This is a genomic window from Methylobacterium sp. Leaf111, assembly GCF_001423285.1.
In the GTDB taxonomy this organism is placed as follows: Bacteria; Pseudomonadota; Alphaproteobacteria; order Rhizobiales; family Beijerinckiaceae; genus Methylobacterium.
In genome coordinates this window covers 328,453-348,620 of record NZ_LMNE01000001.1, presented here as the reverse complement: position 1 = coordinate 348,620, position 20,168 = coordinate 328,453, and the positions used below count along the sequence as shown (strand labels likewise).

The window sequence follows — 20,168 nt, the reverse complement described above, 5'->3', positions numbered from 1 at the left end:
GAGCGAGCCGACTGACGGGCGCATGACATAAGACCCTCACCAGGTATTCAGGGAGATACCATCATGCACGTGACCATCGAAGACGCGCACAAGGCCATCGAGGCCGCCCGCGCGAAGGCCGCGGAGCTCGGCACACAGATGTGCATCGCCGTCGTGGATTCCGGCGGAAACCTGAAGGCCTTCTACCGGATGGACGGCGCCTGGGTCGGCTCCATCGACATTTCGCAGAAGAAGGCCAAGACCTCTGTCTTCTTCGGCATGATGACCGGGCAGATCGGTCAGCTCTCGCAGCCCGGCGGACCGCTCTACGGGATCGAGCATTCGAACGACGGCCTGATCACCTTCCCGGGCGGCATCCCGATCGTCGACAAGGACGGCGAGATGTCCGGCGCCATCGGCGTCAGCGGATCGACGGTCGAGAACGACCATGCGGTGGCGCTGGCCGGCGCAAGCTGCATCGGGTCGACGGAGCTGCCCGCGCACCCCTGGCGGACCTGATCTGCGTGCGAACCCCCTTCGAACAGCGAAAAGCCCCGCTCGCGAGAGCGGGGCTTTTCCTTGCGGGCCACGAACGCGACGGCCCCGCGGGGCCGCCGGATCGAAGCTTACATCGAGCCGAACTTGTAGTTGAAACCAGCCTTGATCAGGTTGCCCTCGGTGTTGAAGCGCGAGGTGTACGAGCCGGTCGCCGGAGCGCCGAGACCGGTGTTGTTCACCAGAACGTTGCGGCTGCCGAGGTCGTAGCGGAGATACTCGGCCTTCAGCGTGATGGCGCTGGCGCCGAGGAGGCCGCCGATGAAGTTGAAGCGGTTCAGGAAGCTGTCGGTGGGGATCGCGTACTCGATTCCGCCGCCGTAGACGTAGCCCGTCTCCATGCCCTTGTAGCGACCGAAATAGGCCAGCTGGTTGGCGGTGTTGAAGAAGTCGGCCTGGTACTTGACCTCGCCGTAGGCGAAACCACCGGTCCCGTACACGAGGAACCGATCGAAAGCGTAGCCCAGGCGACCCTGGACGGTGCCGAGATAGTTCAGACGGTTCCGGTAGCTGCTCGGATCCGGGATGAAGTTGTTCTGGGCGATGGCCGGGCCGAAATAGTCGCGGCGCTTGCCGATGTCGGTCCAGGTGACGTCGGCCTCGGCGCCGACGACGAAGCCGGAGCCCGGGGTGAACTGGTAGTTATAGCCGATGCCGCCACCGATGTTGCCGATGCCATCCTGCTCGGCCTTGAAGCTGGGAGCGCGGCGGCCGAGAGCGACGTTCGTGGCGGTGTTGGCGTTGTTGCCGACCGTGCGAATGGTCTGGCTGTCGCTGAAGGTGTAGGAGCTGTGCGTTCCCACGTAGAAACCGGTCCAGGTGAAGACCGGCACCGGCACGAAGACCGGCGGGGGCGCCTGACGGCGCGGAAGGTCGGCGGCATTTGCTGCGCCGATGGCGGCGAGCGAAGCGAGGCCAGCCAGGAAAGTCTTTGCAATCATCGGGGTGTCTGTCCCAGGGTCGGAGAGTTGCCGTCAAGCTACTCGCGGTTGTCCGAGCCGACTATGCCCCGCAAGCCACACCCCCCTCGGAAGCGTCAGACGGCGTAAGAAATTCCGGCGGACGGCCCCGTCGGCATGCGAGCCGCGATGCACTGCGGGGGCCGACAACGGCCGGTTAAGCACGTCGCGCTATCCCGGTCCGGCACCCCTCCAGCCGTGACAGGAGCGACGATGACACGGGACCAGCTCGCCGCCGAACTGAAGCGCATCGCCACCGACCAGGTCAGTGACATCGAGCGCGCGGTCAAGGACGGCCACAAGACGATCGCCCTGAATGAGATCGCTGATCTCAACCGTAACCTGAAGGCCCTCGCGGCTGCCGTGAAAGGCAAGGGCCTGGTCCGAGCCTGACGTCGGCGCCGGCACATTTGCGTGTGCCGGCTCCCGAGATGTCGGGAGGGCGAGGAAAAGCTCGACAGATCGGTTGACCATTCCTGACCTTCGGCCGCATGTTCCTGATATGTTCTTACTCAGGATCGCTTATGCAGCCACGGTCCACCTCCACGCCTGCCTGGACTTCGCCTGCGGCGGCGATCGTGGCCGCCTACCTGGAAGAGGCCGGCGGCGATGCGGTTCTCGCGCTCCATCGCGCGGTGGCCGATGCCCTCACGGACCTGTGCGAGGCCGAGCGCCGGACCCTGCGCCGGGATCGCCTCATCTCGCACGGCTACGTCCGGGGTCGGCCCGACCAGAACGATTAGGGAGGGCTCACACCGCACCGTCGGAGGCTCTTTGCGCCTCGACCTCCGGCGCGACCCGACCGAAGTTCAGAACCGCCACCAGGGCGGTGTCACTGAAGATGTTTCCGATCAGGGCCGGCGGGAAGAGGCGCCCGGCATCGTCGCTTATCGAGCCGAGCCAGACGAAGAGGGCGATCACGATGGGAGCGGGCCGGTTCTGGGATTCTTCAGGCGGGCGTGCCGCTGCGCAATCTCGCGAGCAGCGCGTCCACCTCGGCCCGGGCGGCGTCCAGAGACGTGGCTTCCCGGCCGCGCACCACGATGCGATTGGCAAAACCGTTCGGCGTCATCGACGGATAGGAGCCGATCGAGACCGTGGGATGAGCCTTGGCGATGGCCGCGAGACCGCCGGCATAATTGGCTTCGGGTAGATTGCCGGCCTCGATCGTTTCCGACAGGACCTTGGCGCCGGTCACCAGCGTCGGCCCGACATTGTCGAGCATGGCCTGCATGATCCCCGGCACACCCGCCATGACGATGACGTTGTCGATGCGGAAGCCCGGCGCCTTGGAGATCGGGTTGGCGATGAGATCGGCCCCGGCGGGGATGCGTGCCATGCGAAGGCGGGCCTCGTTGAGGTCCTCGGGCTTGTGGCGCTCCAGCAGCATCGCCTTCGCCCGCGGATCCACGTCAATCGCGACGCCGAAGGCGGCAGCCACGCAGTCGGCGGTGATGTCGTCGTGGGTCGGGCCGATGCCCCCGGTGGTGAACAGGTAGGTGTAGGAAACGCGCAGGGCATTGATGGCAGGGACGATGCGGTCGGCCTCGTCGGGAACGATCCGCACTTCCTTTAGGTCGATGCCGATGGCGGTGCAATAGTCCGCGATCGTACCGATGTTCTTGTCCTTGGTGCGCCCGGACAGGATTTCGTCACCGATGACCAGGACGGCGGCGGTGACGGCGGCGGTTTCGGCGGGTTCGGGCACGGCGGATCCGGGGCAAGCGGGGGAGACCCTGCCAAGTAGCGCGGCTGGACCCGCCTGACCACGCGACCTTCAGCGCGCCCCGCGCTGAAGGTCGCCGTCGATGAGGAGGGCGCTCTTGCCGTCCAGGCGATTGCGGTAGACCTGCAGGTTCTCCATCACCCGCTGAACGTAGTTGCGCGTCTCGGTGAACGGGATGCGCTCGACCCAGTCGATGGGGTCGACACCGCCCTTGCGGGGATCGCCGTAGGCGTCGATCCATTTCTTCACGTTCCCGCCGCCGGCATTGTAGGAAGCGAAGGCAAGGATGTAGGAGCCGCGCCAATCCTCCATCAGTTCGCCGAGATGGGCCTGACCAAGGCGGGCATTGTAGGCGGGGTCGCTGGTCAGGCGGTCCGGGTCGAAGCTGGCGCTGACCCGGCGCGCCGTGCGCTGGGCGGTGGCCGGCATCATCTGCATCAAGCCGCGAGCGCCCACGCTGGATTGCGCCTGCGGGTCGAATTGACTTTCCTGCCGAGCGATGGCGAAGACCATCGCCTTCTCCACCAGGGGAACGGCGGCCGAAGCCTCGTAGTTCGGGATGCCGATGGTCGGGTAGGCGTGGGCGTCGAGCGGTAGCCCGCGCTGCACCGCGATCTTGCCGATGGCGACGAGGGCGCGGGAGTTGCGCTGCTCTGCGGCGACGTTGCCGAGCGCTTCGAGTTCGGCCGCATCCGTGAGGCGGTTCGCCGTATCGATGTAGAGCGGTAGCGCGAGGTCGCGGATCGCGGCAGCCTCCAGCATCTTCAGGGCACGGACGTAGAGGCGCTGGTCGAAGGCGGCCTGCTGGGTCGCGTCGAGGCTGGGGATGCTGCGCAGGGACAGGCTGGAACGTCCGAGTTTGGTCCGCGCCAGTTGTCCGTAATACGCGATGGGCTGGAGAGCGGCGCGCTCGTAGAAGGTCTTGGCGGACCCGGCCTGGCCCATCGCCTCGGCGGCCCGGCCCTGCCAATACGCGGTGCGGGCGAGCGAGATCGGCGTCTCGGCAATCCGGGCGGCCTCGTCGAAGTGCTGCGCCGCCTTCGCGGCATCGTCCTGGAAGCGAAGGGCGATCCAGCCGGCGTGAAACTCGGCCTCGATGCGCTTCTCCACCGTGCGGGCGCAGGGGGCGCGGGCCACCGCATAGGCGGCGGCGGGGTCGTTGGCGTCGATGAGCTTGCGGGCGACGATCCGGCGCTCGACCCACCATTCGTCGCCGTCGACCAAAACGTCCGCGTTGGTCGGCGCGGTGGCCAGAATCGCGGCCGCCTCCACGACCTTGTCGTGGCGGCGCAGGTACTGCGCCCGGGACAGGATGTAGGAGGAATCGCTGCGCAGCGACGGCGGGACCGCGTTGAGGGCGGCAGGCGCGGTCGAACTCTTGTCCTCCACGGCTCGGCGGGCACGGACCAGGGTCGCGTAGCTGCCGCCGGCCAGGGTCGCGGCGCGACCGGCCGTGTCGTAATCCTCCTTCAGAAGGGCCCGCTCCATGCGGTAGCGGTGATCGATCCGGGTCAGAACCGTCGGAAAGGCATCCAGCACCTTCGTCTCGAGATTCCGGCCGAAGGTTTCCGAGCGCCACAGGTCGCGCACCAGAGCGGCGGCGTCCCCGTCGAGGCCGTCGGCCTTGAAGGCCAGCGCCAGAGCGAACTTGCCCGGCGCACTCGCCGGCCGCGAGGCGGCGAAGAAGGCCCGCACCGTGGCGGAATTCCTGCGCTCGGTCAGCAAGGCCTCCTCGGCGCGGCGGCGCAGGAGGGGGCCGGCCGGCCAGTCGGGATTGCTGCGCGTGAAGGCGACGGTGCGTTCGAAGCCGATGCCGGCACCGGCCCGGATCGCCACCCATTCGAGGAGCGCGCGCGCGGCCGGGTCCTTGACCCCGTCGCGCAGACGGTCGCCCTCGGAGACGCGCCCCTTGCGATAGGCGTCGATGGCTTGGCGCAGGGCCGGCAGGTCCACGTCAGGCGCCACCTGTGCCGCCCGGGCCGGGTCCGGCACATCGGGAATCGGAGCTGCGGGCGAAACCGCCGCGTCGGGAAGCGGAAACGCGATGCCGGCCTCAGGGTCGGCGGAGGCATAGGCCTTGGCGGCGGCGGGAAGAACCTGGCTCGGGGCGGCCTCCGGTGCTTTCGCGTCGATCTTGAGCGCGTCCGCCGCGACCGGGTCGGGGATCTTGGCTTCGGGCAGTGCCGCGGAGGGCGCCACCGCGTCGCTCGCCGGCCGCAGGCTCGGCTCCCCGTCCGGGCCCGCCGAGGCCGCGAGAGCGCCGGCCGAAGCCAGGCTGAGGGCCAGTATCAGGGCCGCGCGTTGCGTCGAGAACACCATGGTTCTTCCAGTCCCATCACCGTGGACAGACCTTCAAGCTCACCCGAAGGGCATTAAGAAGGCATTAACCCCATGAAAGCAGCGTTTGCGCCGGTGCGGGCGACGGCCTATGTCTCCCCGTCCGCGCGAAGCGGTGCCGCTGCCGGACAACCGGCGCATGACGAGACCGACGTCTGGGAACGCCAGGATGACCGAGACCTCCACACGACGCCTCAGGGGCGCGATGTCCGCCCTCGTGACTCCGTTCAAGGACGGCGCCTTCGACGAGGCGGCCTTTCGCAAATTCGTGAATTGGCAGATCGCCGAGGGCATCCACGGGCTCGTTCCCACCGGTACCACCGGCGAGAGCCCGACCCTCAGCCATGCCGAGCACGACCGGGTGGTGGAGATCTGCATCGAGGAGGCCGCCGGCCGCGTTCCCGTGATCGCTGGCGCCGGCTCCAATTCCACTGCCGAGGCGGTGGAGCGCGCCCGCCACGCCGAGAAGGCGGGAGCGGATGCCGTACTCGTGGTCACGCCGTACTACAACAAGCCGACCCAGGCCGGCCTCTACGCGCATTTCAAGGCCGTGAACGACGCCATCGGCATTCCGATCATCCTCTACAACATTCCCGGGCGCTCCATCGTCGATATGAGCGTCGAGACGATGGCGCGCCTGTACGAACTGAAGAACATCGCCGGCGTGAAGGACGCAACGGCCAAGCTCGACCGGGTCAGCCTGCAGCGCCAAGCCATGGGCGAAGACTTCATCCAGCTTTCGGGCGAAGATGCGACGGCGCTCGGCTTCAACGCTCATGGCGGCCACGGCTGCATCTCGGTGGTCTCGAATGTCGCGCCACGGCTCTGTGCCGATCTCCAGGAGGCGAGCCTCGGTGGCGACTATGCCAAAGCGCTGCAGATCCAGGACCGGCTGATGCCGCTGCACGCCAGCATGTTCGTGGAGCCGAACCCGTCACCGGCGAAGTACGCGCTCGCGCGGCTCGGTCTGATGACCGACGAGGTCCGGCTGCCGCTCCTCACCGTCAGTGCAGAGACGAAAACCTTGGTCGACGCAGCCCTGCGTCACGCGGGCCTGCTCGACGCCTGAGCCCGACTGGCAAAGCGGTCCGCGCAGAACCATATTCCTCGGCCCGGTCGCGATGGCGCGACCGGCCTGACCCGACGTTGTGATGGCTCCCAAACCCGAATCGAACCGCCGCGTCGTCGCTGATAACCGCGCCGCCCGCTACCACTACGAGATCACCGATACGCTGGAGGCCGGACTCGCCCTGACGGGGACCGAGGTCAAATCCCTGCGCAAGGGCAAGGCGACGATCGGGGAGGCCTATGCAGGCCCGTCCGGCACCGACCTGATGCTGTTTAACGCCTACATCCCGGAATACGTCGAGGCGAACCGCTTCAACCACGAGACCAAGCGGCCCCGCCGGCTCCTGCTCCATCGTAAGCAGATCAACAAGCTGATCGGCGCCACCCAGCGTGAGGGCTTCACCGTGGTGCCGCTGAAGATCTACTTCAACGAGCAGGGACGCGCCAAGATCGAGCTCGGCCTCGGTCGGGGCAAAAAGCTGCACGATAAGCGCGAGGCCTCGAAGGAGCGGGATTGGCAGCGCGACCGCGCCCGCATCATGCGTGACAAGGGCTGAGGCCACGAGTGGTTCGCAAGCCCGGGCAATGCCGCGGCCATTAAGATCGGGGTCAGACGACATGCGGCAGCGCGTCCGCTGTCCGGGCGCCTACGGGTCGTCAGACGTTGCGCGCTAGCCCTGTTTTCCGAAGGCGGCCGAGAACCCATAACGCCATCCGCGTCCGCCGGCGGGCCACACCGAGCATCGTCACTGGGTCCCCGCCGGCCAGCGGCAGGAACGGGTCGTGCCGGACATCGGCCCAGACGGCGCATCGGTCACGCGGGACAGGATCGTCTGCACCGTGATCGCCGCCTCCAATTTGAGCTGGAGACGTCACGGAGCAGGTTGCGCCATTCCGGCATCGCCGTCACGCGCCGCTACAAACGCTGGAACGAAGCTTATGCGACGGGATAGGCTGTCGCCCAAACGTTGCTCTTGTGCCTCGACCGAGGTGCCGATGACTTCTGCCAGGACGGCTCGATACCCGTCGGCCGGCATGACGTTCGACCGGGCGACGGGATCGCCCGGCCTTATCCTTCAGTCTCTGCGGCAAGCGCCAGTCTTCCGACGTTTCAGGGCTCGACCGCCTCATCGCTCTGGCGAATGCCGTAACGGCTTTCCAGAGCGGGGCTCGGCCGCGCCGAGCGCTCCGGCGTCTCGCCGCGGAAGCGGGTTCCCGTATCGCCGGAATTTCGGCTGTCCGGGGCGCGCGGGCTTCGCTCGCCGGGATCGCGGCCGATCCGTGCGATCAGTTGCGCGAGATCCACGAACTCGTCGGCCTGCCGGCGCAGATCGTCCGCGATCATCGCGGGCTGCGTCTGGATCGTGCTGACGACCGTGACCCGAACACCGCGGCGCTGCATCGCCTCGACCAGGGACCGAAAATCCCCATCGCCGGAGAAGAGCACCATGTGGTCGATATGGGGGGCCAGTTCGAGCGCGTCGATCGCCAGCTCGATATCCATATTGCCCTTCACCTTCCGCCGACCCATCGAATCGACGAATTCCTTCGCAGGCTTGGTGACGACACGAAAGCCATTGTAATCGAGCCAATCGATCAGCGGACGAATGGACGAATATTCTTGGTCTTCAACAATTGCCGTATAATAAAAGGCGCGAAGAAGCGAATCTCTTGACTGGAACTCTCGGAGAAGACGTCGGTAATCGATGTCGAACCCGAGTGCCTTTGTCGCTGCGTAAAGATTCGCGCCATCAATAAATATGGCGCTGCGCTGTTGTGCGCTCATGGGTTGACCCGCTTAAGAGGAAGACAAAAAACGAATATCTTTGTAAAAAATGGTGGGCGACCCCGAACCTTATGCTTGCTCCTCAGCCCTGGTTGCAGATGCTCAGAATGCACTCGAAGCAAAAAAGAACGGATTGATCACGCAACGAAGCTTTGTCGACTGAAATACCTTCTGATTGTTTAAAGCCGTATCACGTCAGAAGTCAAATTTCGTCGGATATGAATTCGGGCAGACAGCAATCTGCAGAAGTTCACGCCAGAAATACAACCGTCGCTGCGTGCCGCATCGGGTCCTTCGCGTTCTCGTCCTCACGCGATCGGATGGGCGAAAGGGGAGCGGCAGGCGGCCAAATAGACGCTTCGGGTTTTTTAAGCGCGCCTTCGCCTCAGCCGTTGACGCGTTCGACCTTGTTCACGGTCCGCTTTCCGCGAAGCTCAGAGATGATGGCGTTCAGGTGCTTCAGGTCCCAGACCGAGAGATCAATGACGATTTGGGTGAAATCCTGCGTCTTCCGCTTCATCGAAACATTGTCGATATTGCCGTCATGATCGGCGATCACCTGAGCGATCTGTGCGAGGACGCCGGGCTCGTTGATCGATTGCAGGGCGAGACGTGCCGGAAAGCGCTCGCTCGTCCCGGCCTCGACGTCCCAGCGCACGTCAAGCCAGCGATCGGGCTCGTTGTCGAAATCGGCGAGGGCAGCCGACTGGATCGGGTAGATCGTGACGCCGACGCCCGACGTCAGGATACCGACGATGCGGTCGCCCGGAACAGCACCACCGTTGGGCGCAAAGCTGACCGGCAGGTCGCTGTCGAGACCGCGGATCGGAATCCCGTCCGAGCGGCCATGCTCCGCGCTTCGCCCCTCCGGGAAGGTCAGCCGCATGGTCTGATCCTTGGACAGACTGAGGCGCCCGGCTCCGTCGGTCGAGGTCGGCTGCGGCAGGGGTGCCGGGGCACCGCGGCGCTCGTCCTTGTAGTCCGGATAGACCGCCCGCACGACATCGCCCGAGAACATCTCGCCCCGTCCGACGGCGGCGAAGACATCTTCGGTGCTCTGACGAGCGAGACGGGGCAGCGCCCCGCGGAGCTTATCCTCCGAGAAGCTCTTGGCCGCCCGCTCGAAGGCACGATCGAGGATCTGGCGTCCGAGGCCCGCATATTGGCGCCGGACGGCCGAGCGGGTCGCGCGCCGGATCGCCGAACGCGCCTTACCGGTCACCACCAGGGATTCCCACGCAGCAGGCGGCGAGGCGCCATCCGACCGGGCGATCTCGACTTCGTCGCCATTGACGAGTTCGTGCAGCAGCGGTGCCATGCGGCCGTTGATCTTGGCACCCACCGCCGAGTTCCCAACGTCCGTATGGACGGCGTAGGCGAAATCGATCGGGGTCGCCCCGCGGGGGAGGGCGATCAGGCGACCCTTCGGTGTGAAACAGAACACCTGGTCCTGGAAGAGTTCGAGCTTGGTGTGCTCCAGGAATTCTTCGGGGCTGTCGCCCTCAGCCAGGAGTTCGATGGTTCGACGCAGCCATTGGTAGGCGCCGCTCTCGGTCGCGAGACGCGGGTGTCCACCGCCGATCTCGTCCTTGCCGCCGCTCTCCTTGTAGTGAGCGTGCGCCGCGATGCCGTACTCGGCGATCTCGTCCATGGCCGCCGTGCGGATCTGCAGCTCGACGCGCTGGCTCTTCGGGCCGATCACCGTGGTGTGAATCGAACGGTAGTCGTTCTGCTTCGGCGTCGAGATGTAGTCCTTGTACCGGCTTGGGACCATCGGCCAGCTCGTGTGCACGACACCGAGAGCGCCGTAGCAATCGGCCAGGGTCTCGACCACGACACGGAAGCCGAAGATGTCGGACAACTGCTCGAAGGCGACCGACTTGCGCTCCATCTTGGCCGAGATGGAGTAGGGCCGCTTCTGCCGCCCCGTGACGACGGCCTTGATGTCCTGGGCCGCGAGCTTGGCGGTCAGGTCATGCTCGATGCTCTCGACGAGGCGTTCCGACTTGGCGGAGAGGTCGGACAGCCGCTGGGCGATGGTGGCGTAGATCTCCGGCTTGAGATTGCGGAGCGCGAGATCCTCGAGTTCCTCGCGCAACTCCTGCATGCCCATCCGCCCGGCGAGCGGCGCATAGATGTCGAGGGTCTCCTGTGCGATCCGCTCGCGCTTGTCCGCCCGCATGTGGTGGAGTGTACGCATGTTGTGCAAGCGGTCGGCGAGCTTGACGAGCAGCACCCGGACATCGGCCGCCACCGCCAGGAGCAGCTTGCGGAAATTCTCCCCCTGCGCCGCCCGCTTGGACACGAGGTCGAGGCGCTTCAGCTTGGTCAGGCCGTCCACCAGGGCGCCGATCTCCGGGCTGAAAAGCTCGCGGATCTCGTCCAGGGTCGCCGCCGTATCCTCCACGGTGTCGTGCAGAACGGCCGCCACGATCGTGGCATCGTCGAGCCGGAGGTCGGTGAGGATCGCGGCGACTTCGAGGGGGTGGGCGAAGAAAGGGTCCCCGGAGGCCCGTTTCTGCGTGCCGTGGGCGCGCATGGCGTAGACGTAGGCGCGGTTCAGCAGGGCCTCGTTCGCGGCGGGATTGTAGCGCTTCACCCGCTCGACAAGTTCGTATTGGCGCATCATCCGCCGGAAGACCCTTTCACGCGCGACGGCCCCGGTACCGGATCCGTTCCCATGATGTGTCCCGCATCGCACGCGGGCACGCCAGCCCCACGGCGTCGCATCGGCCGCGATTCCGGGGTCCCGAGACGAAAAAACCCGGCGCAGCGGCCGGGTCCTTCATCGGATCTGGGGAATCGACGATGGCCTACTCGGCCTCGTCGTCCGTCTCGGTGGGCGGCGCCAGGTTCTCGAGGCCGCGTAGCAGGTCTTCCTCGCTCATGCGATCGAACTGGACGGCGCTGTCGTCGCTGGAGGAGGGGGGGGCGACGGCGGCAGCGGCCGGCGAGCTCGACAGCAGCGGCACGGTCTCGGCCTCCGGCTCGTCGACCTCGACGTACTTCTGCATCGAGTGGATGAGCTGCTCCTTCAGGTCGTCCGCGGTGATCGTCTCGTCGCCGATCTCGCGCAGGGCGCAGACGGGGTTCTTGTCGCGGTCGCGATCGATCGTCAGCGGCGCGCCGGCGGCGAGCAGGCGAGCACGGTGGCTGGCCAGCAGAACCAGCTCGAAGCGGTTCTCGACCTTGTCGATGCAGTCTTCAACGGTGACGCGAGCCATGGCGGACGGCTCCTTCCTCGGACGGAATTTCTGGGCTGAGCCCGCCTCATACACCCCTTGACGCCGGGCAACAAGCGCTGCGGCGGGTCTATCCCGTTGCGCACGTTCGGCGATCCTCCGGCAATCCCTTTCTGCGGTCCCGCATAACGCCTCAGCGACGCGGTGCTGCGGCACGGTTTAGAAGATCCGGGCGCGGCGGTGCATCGGCCGGGCGAGGGGGGATATTCCACCATGACCACGATACTCAGTCGTCGCAGCCTGCTCGGCTGTGGATGCCGGCTCGGGGCCGGATGCTTCGCGGCCACGGCGTTGCCGACCCTCGCCTTCGCCGCGGCGCCTTCGACCAAGAAGACGACCCTGACCGCCGACCAGGCGCTGGAGGCCCTGAAGGAAGGCAACCGCCTCTACCAGACCGACAGCCCTGTCCGCGCGGTCCAGGGTCGCGAGCGCCGGATCGAGATCGCGCTGGGCCAGACCCCGTTCGTGGTGCTGGTGAGCTGCTCAGATTCACGCGTGTCGCCGGAGATCCTGTTCGGGCGCGGCCTCGGCGAGCTGTTCATCGTGCGCAACGCCGGCAATTGCGTCGACACCGCCGCTCTGGGCTCCATCGAGTACGGCGTCTCGCAGCTCGGCGTGCCCCTGGTGCTGGTGATGGGCCACAGCCGCTGCGGCGCGGTGGAAGCGGCGATCGACGTCGTTCAGAACAACACCGTGTTTCCGGGTTCGATCGGCCGGATGATCGAGCCGATCGTGCCCGCGGTGCTGTCGCAGCGCGACAAGCCCGGCGACTTCACCGAGAACTGCGTGCGCGCCAACGTCAACCGGGTGGTGGAGCGCCTGCGCAGCGCTTCGGAGCCGTCGCTCCTCGATCCCCTGAAGGCCGGCAAGCTTCGGATCGTCGGAGCCTCCTACAGCCTCGATTCCGGCACGGTCGACTTCTTCAACGAGGGGTAGGGCGCCCGGCCTCGCTGCGGTGCCATGTTGACACAGGTGGCGGGCGGTGCGACTGCGCCGCCCTTCCTGTCCCGGGCCGAGCCTCTCGGGGCGACCCGGCACGACGAGGACTTCACCATGGCGCGCGCTTGCATCTTCCCCGGCCAGGGCAGTCAGGCCGTCGGCATGGGACGGGCGCTGGCCGAACACTTCCATCAGGCCCGCGACGTGTTCGCGGAGGTCGACGAGGCCCTGGGCCAGCCGCTCTCCCGCCTGATGTTCGAGGGCCCGGTGGAGGAACTGACCCTCACCGCCAACGCCCAGCCCGCCCTGATGGCCGCGAGCCTCGCGACCCTGCGGGTGCTGGAGGCCGAGCGCGGCCTCGACCTGAAGCGGGACGTCGCCTGCGTGGCCGGCCATTCCCTGGGCGAGTACACGGCCTTGTGCGCCGCCGGCACCTTCTCCATCGCGGACGCCGCCCGGTTGCTGCGCATCCGCGGCACCGCCATGCAGGACGCGGTGGCCCCCGGGGCCGGCGCCATGGCGGCCTTGATCGGGGCCGATGCCGAGACCGCGCAGGCGATCGCCGCGGAGGCCGCCGAGGGCGCGGTCTGCGAGGTGGCCAACGACAACGGCGGTGGCCAGGTGGTGCTTTCCGGCGACAAGGACGCGGTCGAGCGGGCCGTGGCCCTGGCCCCGGGGCGGGGGATCAAGCGCGCGGTCCTGCTCAACGTCTCGGCCCCGTTTCACTGCTCGCTGATGGCGCCGGCCGCCGCTCGTATGCAGAGAGCACTTGTCGAGGTCGCGATGCACAGCCCCGTGGTGCCGGTCTACGCCAACGTGCTGGCCGCGCCCCTCACCGATCCCGCCGCGATTCGCGAGGCCCTGGTCGCCCAGGTCACCGGAACCGTGCGCTGGCGCGACTGCGTCGCCGCCATGGCGGCCGCTGGGGTCGACCAGTTCACCGAGATCGGCACCGGCAAGGTGCTCACCGGACTCGTCAAGCGGATCGCCGCCGGCGCGTCGGCGAGCGCGGTCGGCACCCCCGACGACATCGCCGCGTTCCCTGCCTTCGGCTGAACCTCGAGGAAAGCCCATGTTCGACCTGACCGGCCGCAAGGCCCTCGTCACCGGCGCCACCGGCGGCCTCGGCGGCGCCATCGCCCGGGGGCTGTACGCGCAGGGCGCGACCCTCGCCATCTCGGGCACGCGCCAGGCGGCCCTGGAGGCCTTCGCGGCCGAGCTCGGGGGTGAGCGAATCCACGTCGTGCCGGGCGACCTCTCCGACAAGGCCTCGGTGGAGGCCCTGGTGCCGGCGGCGGAGGCGGCGCTGGGCGGCCTCGACATCCTGGTCAACAACGCCGGCATCACCCGCGACAACCTCGTGCTGCGCATGAAGGACGACGAGTGGGACGCGGTGATCGCCGTCAACCTCTCGGCGGCGTTCCGGCTGTCGCGGGCGGCCGTGAAGGGCATGATGAAGCGCCGCCACGGCCGCATCGTGAACATCGGCTCGGTGGTGGGCGCCACCGGCAATCCGGGCCAGGTCAACTACGCCGCCGCCAAGGCGGGCCTGGTGGGCATGACCAAGGCCCTGGCGGCCGAGGTCGCCACCCGCAACCTCACGGTCAACTGCATCGCGCCGGGCTTCATCACCTCGCCGATGACCGACGCGCTGAACGAGAAGCAGCGCGAGGGCATCCTCGGCCGCGTCCCCATGGGGCGGCTGGGCACCGGCGCCGACATCGCCGCCGCCGCGATCTACCTCGCCTCCGACGAGGCCGCCTACATCACCGGCCAGACCCTGCACGTGAACGGCGGCATGGCCATGTATTGAGGGGTTCTGACCCCCGGTTTCGCTGCGGCGCACAGACCAAAAAACAGGCGATTGGCTCGAAAAGGCCACACCGATGAACGGGTTGTGAACAGCCTCTCGCCAGCGTCGGAACCCTGTGTTAACACCCCGGCTGCCGTGCGAGGGGGGTGCCGATTCAGCGTGTTGCGGAGGTTTGAAAAACGTGGGTCACTGACTGGACAAGTCCGGTGACTTGCCCGAAACGCGCGATCGAACACACCGGCCGCTCCATCCGAACAGGTCGTCCCGGGACGGGACGGCGGCCACGGCACCTTCACCGACCTTCCACCAGCAAGTCTCTTCACCCACAAGATCCTTGCACCATCACGACCTTGAAGAGCTAAGGACCAAGACCGATGAGCGATATCGCTGAGCGCGTGAAGAAGATCGTTGTCGAGCACCTCGGCGTGGAGCCGGAGAAGGTGGTCGAGGGCGCGAACTTCATCGATGATCTCGGCGCCGACAGCCTCGACACCGTCGAGCTCGTGATGGCGTTCGAGGAAGAATTCAACGTCGAGATCCCCGACGACGCCGCCGAGACCATCCAGACGGTCGGCGATGCGGTGAAGTTCCTCGAGAAGAACTCCGCTTAAACGTCACGGGTCGTGCGTCCGCGGGGTCCCCTGAAACGGACTCCGCGCGCCATTCGTTGTGATGACAGGACCGGTTCGGGATAGCGCGATGCGTCGGGTAGTGGTGACGGGCTTGGGGATGGTGACGCCGCTGGCCAGCGGGGTCGAAGCCACCTGGAGCCGGTTGATCGCCGGCGAATCGGCGGCCAAGGTCGTGACGGCGTTCCCCGTCGACGATCTCGCTTGCCGCATCGCCTGTTCCGTGCCCTTCGGCGACGGCAGCGACGGCAGCTTCAATCCCGACGCCTTCATGGAGGTGAAGGAGCAGCGCAAGGTCGATCCGTTCATCGTCTACGCGATGGCGGCCGCCGGCGAGGCCCTGAACGACTCCGACTGGCACCCGACCTCCTACGAGGACCAGTGCGCCACCGGCGTCATGGTCGGCTCGGGCATCGGCGGCATCGGCGGCATCTACGACGCCTCGGTGACCCTGCACGACAAGGGCCCGCGCCGGATCTCCCCCTTCTTCATTCCCGGCCGCATCATCAATCTGGCTTCGGGCCAGATCTCGATCGCGCACGGCCTGAAGGGCCCGAACCACGCGGTGGTGACGGCCTGCTCCACCGGCGCCCACGCCATCGGCGACGCGGCCCGGCTGATCCAGTTCGGCGATGCCGACGTCATGGTGGCGGGCGGCGCCGAATCGCCGGTGAACCGCCTCGCGCTCGCCGGTTTCGCCGCCTGCCGCGCCCTCTCCACCGGCTTCAACGACGCCCCCACCAAGGCCTCGCGCCCCTACGACCGCGACCGCGACGGCTTCGTCATGGGCGAGGGCGCCGGCGTCGTCGTGCTCGAGGAATACGAGCACGCCAAGGCCCGCGGCGCCAAGATCTACGCCGAGGTGATCGGCTACGGCCTCACGGGCGACGCCTACCACATCACCTCGCCGGCCCCGGACGGCGACGGCGCCTTCCGTTGCATGAGCGCCGCCGTGAAGCGCGCCGGCATCCAGGCCAGCGACCTCGACTACATCAACGCCCACGGCACCTCGACGCCCATGGGCGATGAGCTGGAGCTGAAGGCCGTGGAGCGCCTGCTCGGCGACCACGCGGCCCAGGCCTCGATGTCCTCCACCAAGTCCTCCATCGGCCACCTCCTCGGCGCCGCCGGCTCCGTGGAAGCGATCTTCTCGATCCTGGCCATCCGCGACGGCATCCTGCCCCCGACCCTCAACCTCGACACCCCCTCCGTCGAGACCGCGATCGACCTCGTGCCGCACGAGGCCAAGCGCAAGCGGGTGGATACGGTGCTGTCGAATTCTTTTGGGTTCGGTGGGACGAATGCGAGCTTGGTGATGCGGCGGGTGGATTGATTTCATAATATTTATACTTATCGATTTACAGCAAATCATATCTTGTATATTTTTTAAGTTAAATTAATCATCTAATAAGGCGATATACTTGAAATTTTCAGTTTATTCTTTCGGTCTCATGGGGTTTCAGAATGAAACTGGAGTCAATTAGAGTCGAAAAATTTAAGAGAATTGACAGTATCGATCTACCACTCAAAGATCTAAATATATTGGTCGGCTCGAACGGAAGTGGAAAATCTTCTGTTTTGCAAGCCCTCCATCTGGCTTCATGCCTAATGAGGCAAGCCGAACGAATCCGTGCAGGTTCGACAGTTATGGTGCGGGTCAGCGATTTAGACTACCTCCCATCTGACGAGTATTGGCGTCTCGGGCACGGAGCCGACTGGGGCAATCGAGCAATTAGTCCGTCATCGAAGGTCCATTTCAAGTTTATCGATGATGAAGGTGGACAAATCACCGCGCATCTTGAAATGAGATCGGCCAGGAATGCCGGCATCTCTGTTCAGGGAGAGCTTCCTGATCCGGTCCGCCCGCTATTCCGCGGAGAAGAAACATTTTTTAGTGGATTTATTCCAGGAATTTCTGGAATTCCAAATGTTGAACAGAAAAATCCTAAAAGAGTTGTATTAAAGGCATGTTCATTCGGCGACTCAAATGTATATCTTCGTAATGCCTTAAATCTTTTATCAGAACAAGAACTTGATCAAATCGAAAGCTGGCTGCAGCCTTTGTTAGGGCAGATTGAATTAGACGTAAAATTTAACGAAGCAACGGATTTTGATATTCATGCAGATGCAAGAATTGGGGCGCTCTCGTTGCCACTCGAACTTCTTGGCACTGGATATCTCCAACTAATAAAAATATTTTGCTATATATTACTTTTCAAGCCATCGATATTGCTTATTGACGAGCCCGATATACATTTGCATCCAATTGTTCAAGAAAAGCTTGCGGAGAGTTTGCTGAGAATCGCTCGTGCGCAATCGATAAAAATAATTATGACTACTCACTCACCTTTTATCGTAAGAGGAGCACCAGCTGACACAAATGTAGTTTGGCTTGCAGATGGACAGAAAAAGACCGATGATAGATCTGTTGTTGAGTTAGCTCTTGGTTGGGGAGCGTTCGGCAAAAAAGTTATTGTTATCAGTGAAGATGCAAAAAACGATTTGCTTAAGAAATTAATTCGTCAGTGGCCAGATATCGAACGGGCAGTCGCTATTCTGCCAGGTAGAGGCTATAAACATCTATAAAAAAAGAAGAAGCTGAGGAGTTAAGGCTTTCACTGGGCAACAAATTTAAAATACTTGTACACCGTGATCGCGACTCGCTGACAGACGATGAGGTTGATCGCCTAAAAGACGGCTATAATAGCGATGGCATTAGGCTTTGGATAACAGACCAGTCTGATATCGAAGCTGAATTTTGTCACATCGATTTCCTTGCGTCGCTTACTGGCCAATCACCTGAAATGTGCGAAGCTTGGTTAACCGAGATTTCAGCGCAGCACCAAGTTCCGATCAACGAGCAGTTTGTAAAGCAACGCGCGGCGCATAATGAAGAACTACATAAGGCAGGCGGCAGCCCAACGAATCAAGTCGTCTGGAAAGCACTGCAACAACGGCCACTTAAGGGCGCTAAGGGTAAGTTTGTGTTCCGCCAACTAAAGAATAAAGTGCCAGAGAATAAATTTAGCGAGTCGATGATTGATTTACATACAGAATATCCTGAAAGAGCGACAAGTTTGAAAAGAAATCTCGAAGATCTTTTAGCATAGAAGTAATTTCTATTAATCAAATTAACACCCGGAATCTAAAAAAACACTCGTGATACATCTACAAGCACATCCGGTCAAATAATACGATCAAAAATGTTAGATTTACTTACACACGCATGTTTCCGTTCGGCAACTCAATCTGGTGGTGAGGAAAATACGACGTATTGAACTCCCACTATGGTGGTCGCGAGCAATTAGACAACCTAGGTTGCTGGAAGCCAACCTTCGCCACAAAACCCACCAAGTTCGCGCGCCAAACTGCCCGTCCCGTGCGCCCCTCTCGACTCGGGCGTACGGACTCCCCTAAAAAATCCGGCTGCGGCCGGGGCGGGGACCTGAGGCCCGAACAGGATGTCCATGTTCTTCCGCAAACGCCCAGATCCGGCGCAGACGCCGGTGCCCTCCGACGAGCCGGCCCTGCCCAACCGGCTCTCGCCGCGCAGCCCCAGCGAGGCGATCAAGCCCACCGCCGCGCCGCCGCCGCCCGACCGTCCGGTCCGTGAGCGCGGCGGCCTGCTGGCCCGCATCTCCGGCCTGCTCACCGCCTCGGTCGTTCTGGCCATCGCCGTGATGATCGGCGTGACCCTGTTCGAGCGCCAGACCAAGGAGCCGGGTCCGCTGCCCGCCGACAAGGTCGTGGTCATCCCGCCCCGCAGCGGCACCACCGAGATCGCCGAGGCGCTCAGCCGCGAGGGCGTCATCACCCACACCGCCCTGTTCGAGTGGGCCGCCCGCTTCTCAGGCAAGGCCCTCAAGGCCGGCGAGTACACCTTCAAGGCCCATGCGAGCATCGGGGAGGCCATCGAGACCCTGTCCTCCGGCCGGCAGGTGCAGCACGCCATCACCTTCCCGGAGGGGCTGACCTCCGAGCAGATCGTGATGCGCCTCAACGACAACGACGTGCTCACCGGCGACGTCAACGAGATCCCGCCCGAGGGCTCGCTCCTGCCCGACACCTACAAGTTCGAGCGCGGCGCCACCCGGCAGCAGATCGTCAACCTGATGCGCGCCAAGCAGCGCGAGGTCCTGAACCAGATCTGGCTGCGCCGCTCGGCCGAGATCCCGGTGAAGACGCCGGCCGAGATGGTGACCCTGGCCTCCATCGTGGAGAAGGAGACCGGCCGGGCCGACGAGCGGCCCCGCGTCGCCGGGGTGTTCGTCAACCGCCTGAACAAGCGCATGAAGCTGCAGTCGGACCCCACCATCGTGTACGGGCTGGTGGGCGGGCGCGGCACCCTCGGGCGCGGCATCCAGCGCGCCGAGATCGAGCGCGCCACGCCCTACAACACCTACGTGATCGAGGGCCTGCCCCCGGGGCCCATCGCCAATCCGGGCCGCGCCGCCCTGGAGGCCGTGGCCAACCCCTCGCGTACCAAGGACCTGTTCTTCGTGGCCGACGGCACCGGCGGCCACGCCTTCGCCGAGACCCTGGAGGGCCATTCCCGCAACGTCGCCCGCTGGCGCCAGGTCGAGCGCGCCCGCCAGACGCCGACGCCGGACGCGGTGGTCGACAAGGCCGATCCGCCGGGTGCGCCCACCGTCCCCGGCACCGCCTCGGCCTACGCTCCCGACGGCACCAACATGGCCGCCAGCCCCGACGGCACCGGCAACCGCGCGAAGGCCTTCGACGCCTCGGAGGGCACGCGCCTCGACCCCCTGCGCAACAAGACCTTCGACCTGAACTCGCCCAAGACCGTGCCGGTGCTCAAGCAGCCGTAGCGTCCGCCCACGCAACCGGATGATCCACCCCGTCATCCCGGGGCCGCGCAGCGGTGCCCGGGATCCAGACACACAGGTGGGGCAAGGCCTTGCGCCGTCGGCGGCTCTGGATTGCACGCCTCCGGCGCCCCTGCGGGTCCGGGCTCGCCTGCGGCGCCTCGGAATGACGGGGTGTCATACGAACTCCGTTTGATCCCTTCGGGATGGCGGAGTTCGGCTTCGCTCAAGCGCCGCGCGGGCTGAGCGATACGGACCCCGCTTGAATCAAGCGGAGCCCGTATCATGTCCTGCAACCGACCCGCCTCC

The 20,168-nt window shown here is 65.0% G+C and carries 20 protein-coding genes; 13 read left to right on the top strand and 7 right to left on the bottom strand.

Annotation, left to right across the window (positions count from 1 at the left end):
* The first annotated feature begins 63 nt into the window (after positions 1 to 63).
* Positions 64 to 498, top strand: a complete 435-nt coding sequence (locus tag ASF41_RS01480) for a heme-binding protein (RefSeq protein ID WP_056210996.1) — start codon at positions 64 to 66, stop codon at positions 496 to 498.
* Positions 499 to 605: 107 nt separating this feature from the next.
* Here ASF41_RS01480 and ASF41_RS01475 read toward each other — a convergent pair whose 3' ends face one another.
* Entirely contained in the window at positions 606 to 1,475 is an 870-nt protein-coding gene (locus ASF41_RS01475; RefSeq protein ID WP_056272825.1) for an outer membrane protein, read from the bottom strand.
* Positions 1,476 to 1,706: 231 nt separating this feature from the next.
* Here ASF41_RS01475 and ASF41_RS01470 point away from each other — a divergent pair, with 231 nt between their 5' ends.
* Together ASF41_RS01470 and ASF41_RS01465 are read left to right on the top strand one after the other, a co-directional pair.
* Positions 1,707 to 1,886, top strand: a complete 180-nt coding sequence (locus ASF41_RS01470; protein ID WP_056189372.1) for a hypothetical protein — start codon at positions 1,707 to 1,709, stop codon at positions 1,884 to 1,886.
* A 131-nt stretch (positions 1,887 to 2,017) separates the two neighbouring features.
* Positions 2,018 to 2,236 carry a hypothetical protein gene (locus tag ASF41_RS01465; RefSeq protein ID WP_056211000.1) on the top strand — a complete coding sequence of 73 codons (219 nt, stop codon included), beginning with the start codon at positions 2,018 to 2,020 and terminating at the stop codon, positions 2,234 to 2,236.
* A gap of 7 nt (positions 2,237 to 2,243) precedes the next feature.
* Here ASF41_RS01465 and ASF41_RS24545 read toward each other — a convergent pair whose 3' ends face one another.
* From ASF41_RS24545 to ASF41_RS01455, 3 genes are all read right to left on the bottom strand, one after another.
* Positions 2,244 to 2,414, bottom strand: coding sequence for a hypothetical protein (locus ASF41_RS24545; RefSeq protein ID WP_200917636.1), 171 nt, complete (start codon positions 2,412 to 2,414; stop codon positions 2,244 to 2,246).
* 28 nt (positions 2,415 to 2,442) lie between these two features.
* Positions 2,443 to 3,201, bottom strand: coding sequence for a molybdopterin-binding protein (locus ASF41_RS01460; protein WP_056490242.1), 759 nt, complete (start codon positions 3,199 to 3,201; stop codon positions 2,443 to 2,445).
* A gap of 69 nt (positions 3,202 to 3,270) precedes the next feature.
* A complete protein-coding gene (locus ASF41_RS01455) occupies positions 3,271 to 5,538 on the bottom strand; it encodes a transglycosylase SLT domain-containing protein (protein ID WP_056490239.1) in 2,268 nt (755 codons plus the stop codon).
* 187 nt (positions 5,539 to 5,725) lie between these two features.
* On the opposite strand from ASF41_RS01455, the gene dapA reads away from it, so the two are divergent.
* A complete protein-coding gene (dapA, locus tag ASF41_RS01450; RefSeq protein WP_056211006.1) occupies positions 5,726 to 6,625 on the top strand; it encodes a 4-hydroxy-tetrahydrodipicolinate synthase in 900 nt (299 codons plus the stop codon).
* Positions 6,626 to 6,707: 82 nt separating this feature from the next.
* Positions 6,708 to 7,181, top strand: a complete 474-nt coding sequence (gene smpB, locus ASF41_RS01445; protein ID WP_056189358.1) for an SsrA-binding protein SmpB — start codon at positions 6,708 to 6,710, stop codon at positions 7,179 to 7,181.
* A gap of 554 nt (positions 7,182 to 7,735) precedes the next feature.
* Here the strand turns inward: smpB and ASF41_RS01440 are convergent.
* From ASF41_RS01440 to rpoZ, 3 genes are all read right to left on the bottom strand, one after another.
* Entirely contained in the window at positions 7,736 to 8,410 is a 675-nt protein-coding gene (locus ASF41_RS01440; RefSeq protein WP_056211007.1) for an NYN domain-containing protein, read from the bottom strand.
* Between the two features lie 385 nt (positions 8,411 to 8,795).
* The gene (locus ASF41_RS01435) at positions 8,796 to 11,039 is read right to left on the bottom strand and encodes a bifunctional (p)ppGpp synthetase/guanosine-3',5'-bis(diphosphate) 3'-pyrophosphohydrolase (RefSeq protein ID WP_056490232.1); all 2,244 of its coding nucleotides are present in this window, start codon (positions 11,037 to 11,039) and stop codon (positions 8,796 to 8,798) included.
* Between the two features lie 184 nt (positions 11,040 to 11,223).
* On the bottom strand, positions 11,224 to 11,634 hold the full coding sequence (gene rpoZ, locus ASF41_RS01430; protein WP_056211011.1) for a DNA-directed RNA polymerase subunit omega: 411 nt from the start codon (positions 11,632 to 11,634) through the stop codon (positions 11,224 to 11,226).
* 231 nt (positions 11,635 to 11,865) lie between these two features.
* On the opposite strand from rpoZ, the gene ASF41_RS01425 reads away from it, so the two are divergent.
* The 8 genes from ASF41_RS01425 (at position 11,866) to mltG (ending at position 19,862) form a co-directional block, all read left to right on the top strand.
* Positions 11,866 to 12,588, top strand: a complete 723-nt coding sequence (locus tag ASF41_RS01425; protein ID WP_056272808.1) for a carbonic anhydrase — start codon at positions 11,866 to 11,868, stop codon at positions 12,586 to 12,588.
* A gap of 117 nt (positions 12,589 to 12,705) precedes the next feature.
* Positions 12,706 to 13,647, top strand: a complete 942-nt coding sequence (fabD, locus tag ASF41_RS01420; RefSeq protein WP_056211430.1) for an ACP S-malonyltransferase — start codon at positions 12,706 to 12,708, stop codon at positions 13,645 to 13,647.
* Positions 13,648 to 13,663: 16 nt separating this feature from the next.
* Positions 13,664 to 14,404: a 3-oxoacyl-[acyl-carrier-protein] reductase gene (fabG, locus tag ASF41_RS01415; RefSeq protein ID WP_056490225.1), complete on the top strand. Its 741-nt coding sequence runs from the start codon at positions 13,664 to 13,666 to the stop codon at positions 14,402 to 14,404.
* 374 nt (positions 14,405 to 14,778) lie between these two features.
* Entirely contained in the window at positions 14,779 to 15,015 is a 237-nt protein-coding gene (locus ASF41_RS01410; protein ID WP_018044468.1) for an acyl carrier protein, read from the top strand.
* Between the two features lie 88 nt (positions 15,016 to 15,103).
* A complete protein-coding gene (gene fabF / locus ASF41_RS01405) occupies positions 15,104 to 16,366 on the top strand; it encodes a beta-ketoacyl-ACP synthase II (RefSeq protein WP_056490222.1) in 1,263 nt (420 codons plus the stop codon).
* 131 nt (positions 16,367 to 16,497) lie between these two features.
* Positions 16,498 to 17,619, top strand: a complete 1,122-nt coding sequence (locus tag ASF41_RS23450) for an ATP-dependent endonuclease (RefSeq protein WP_200941241.1) — start codon at positions 16,498 to 16,500, stop codon at positions 17,617 to 17,619.
* A gap of 218 nt (positions 17,620 to 17,837) precedes the next feature.
* Positions 17,838 to 18,143, top strand: a complete 306-nt coding sequence (locus tag ASF41_RS25530) for a hypothetical protein (protein ID WP_200941240.1) — start codon at positions 17,838 to 17,840, stop codon at positions 18,141 to 18,143.
* A 357-nt stretch (positions 18,144 to 18,500) separates the two neighbouring features.
* A complete protein-coding gene (mltG, locus tag ASF41_RS01400; RefSeq protein WP_056490221.1) occupies positions 18,501 to 19,862 on the top strand; it encodes an endolytic transglycosylase MltG in 1,362 nt (453 codons plus the stop codon).
* Positions 19,863 to 20,168 lie beyond the last annotated feature (306 nt).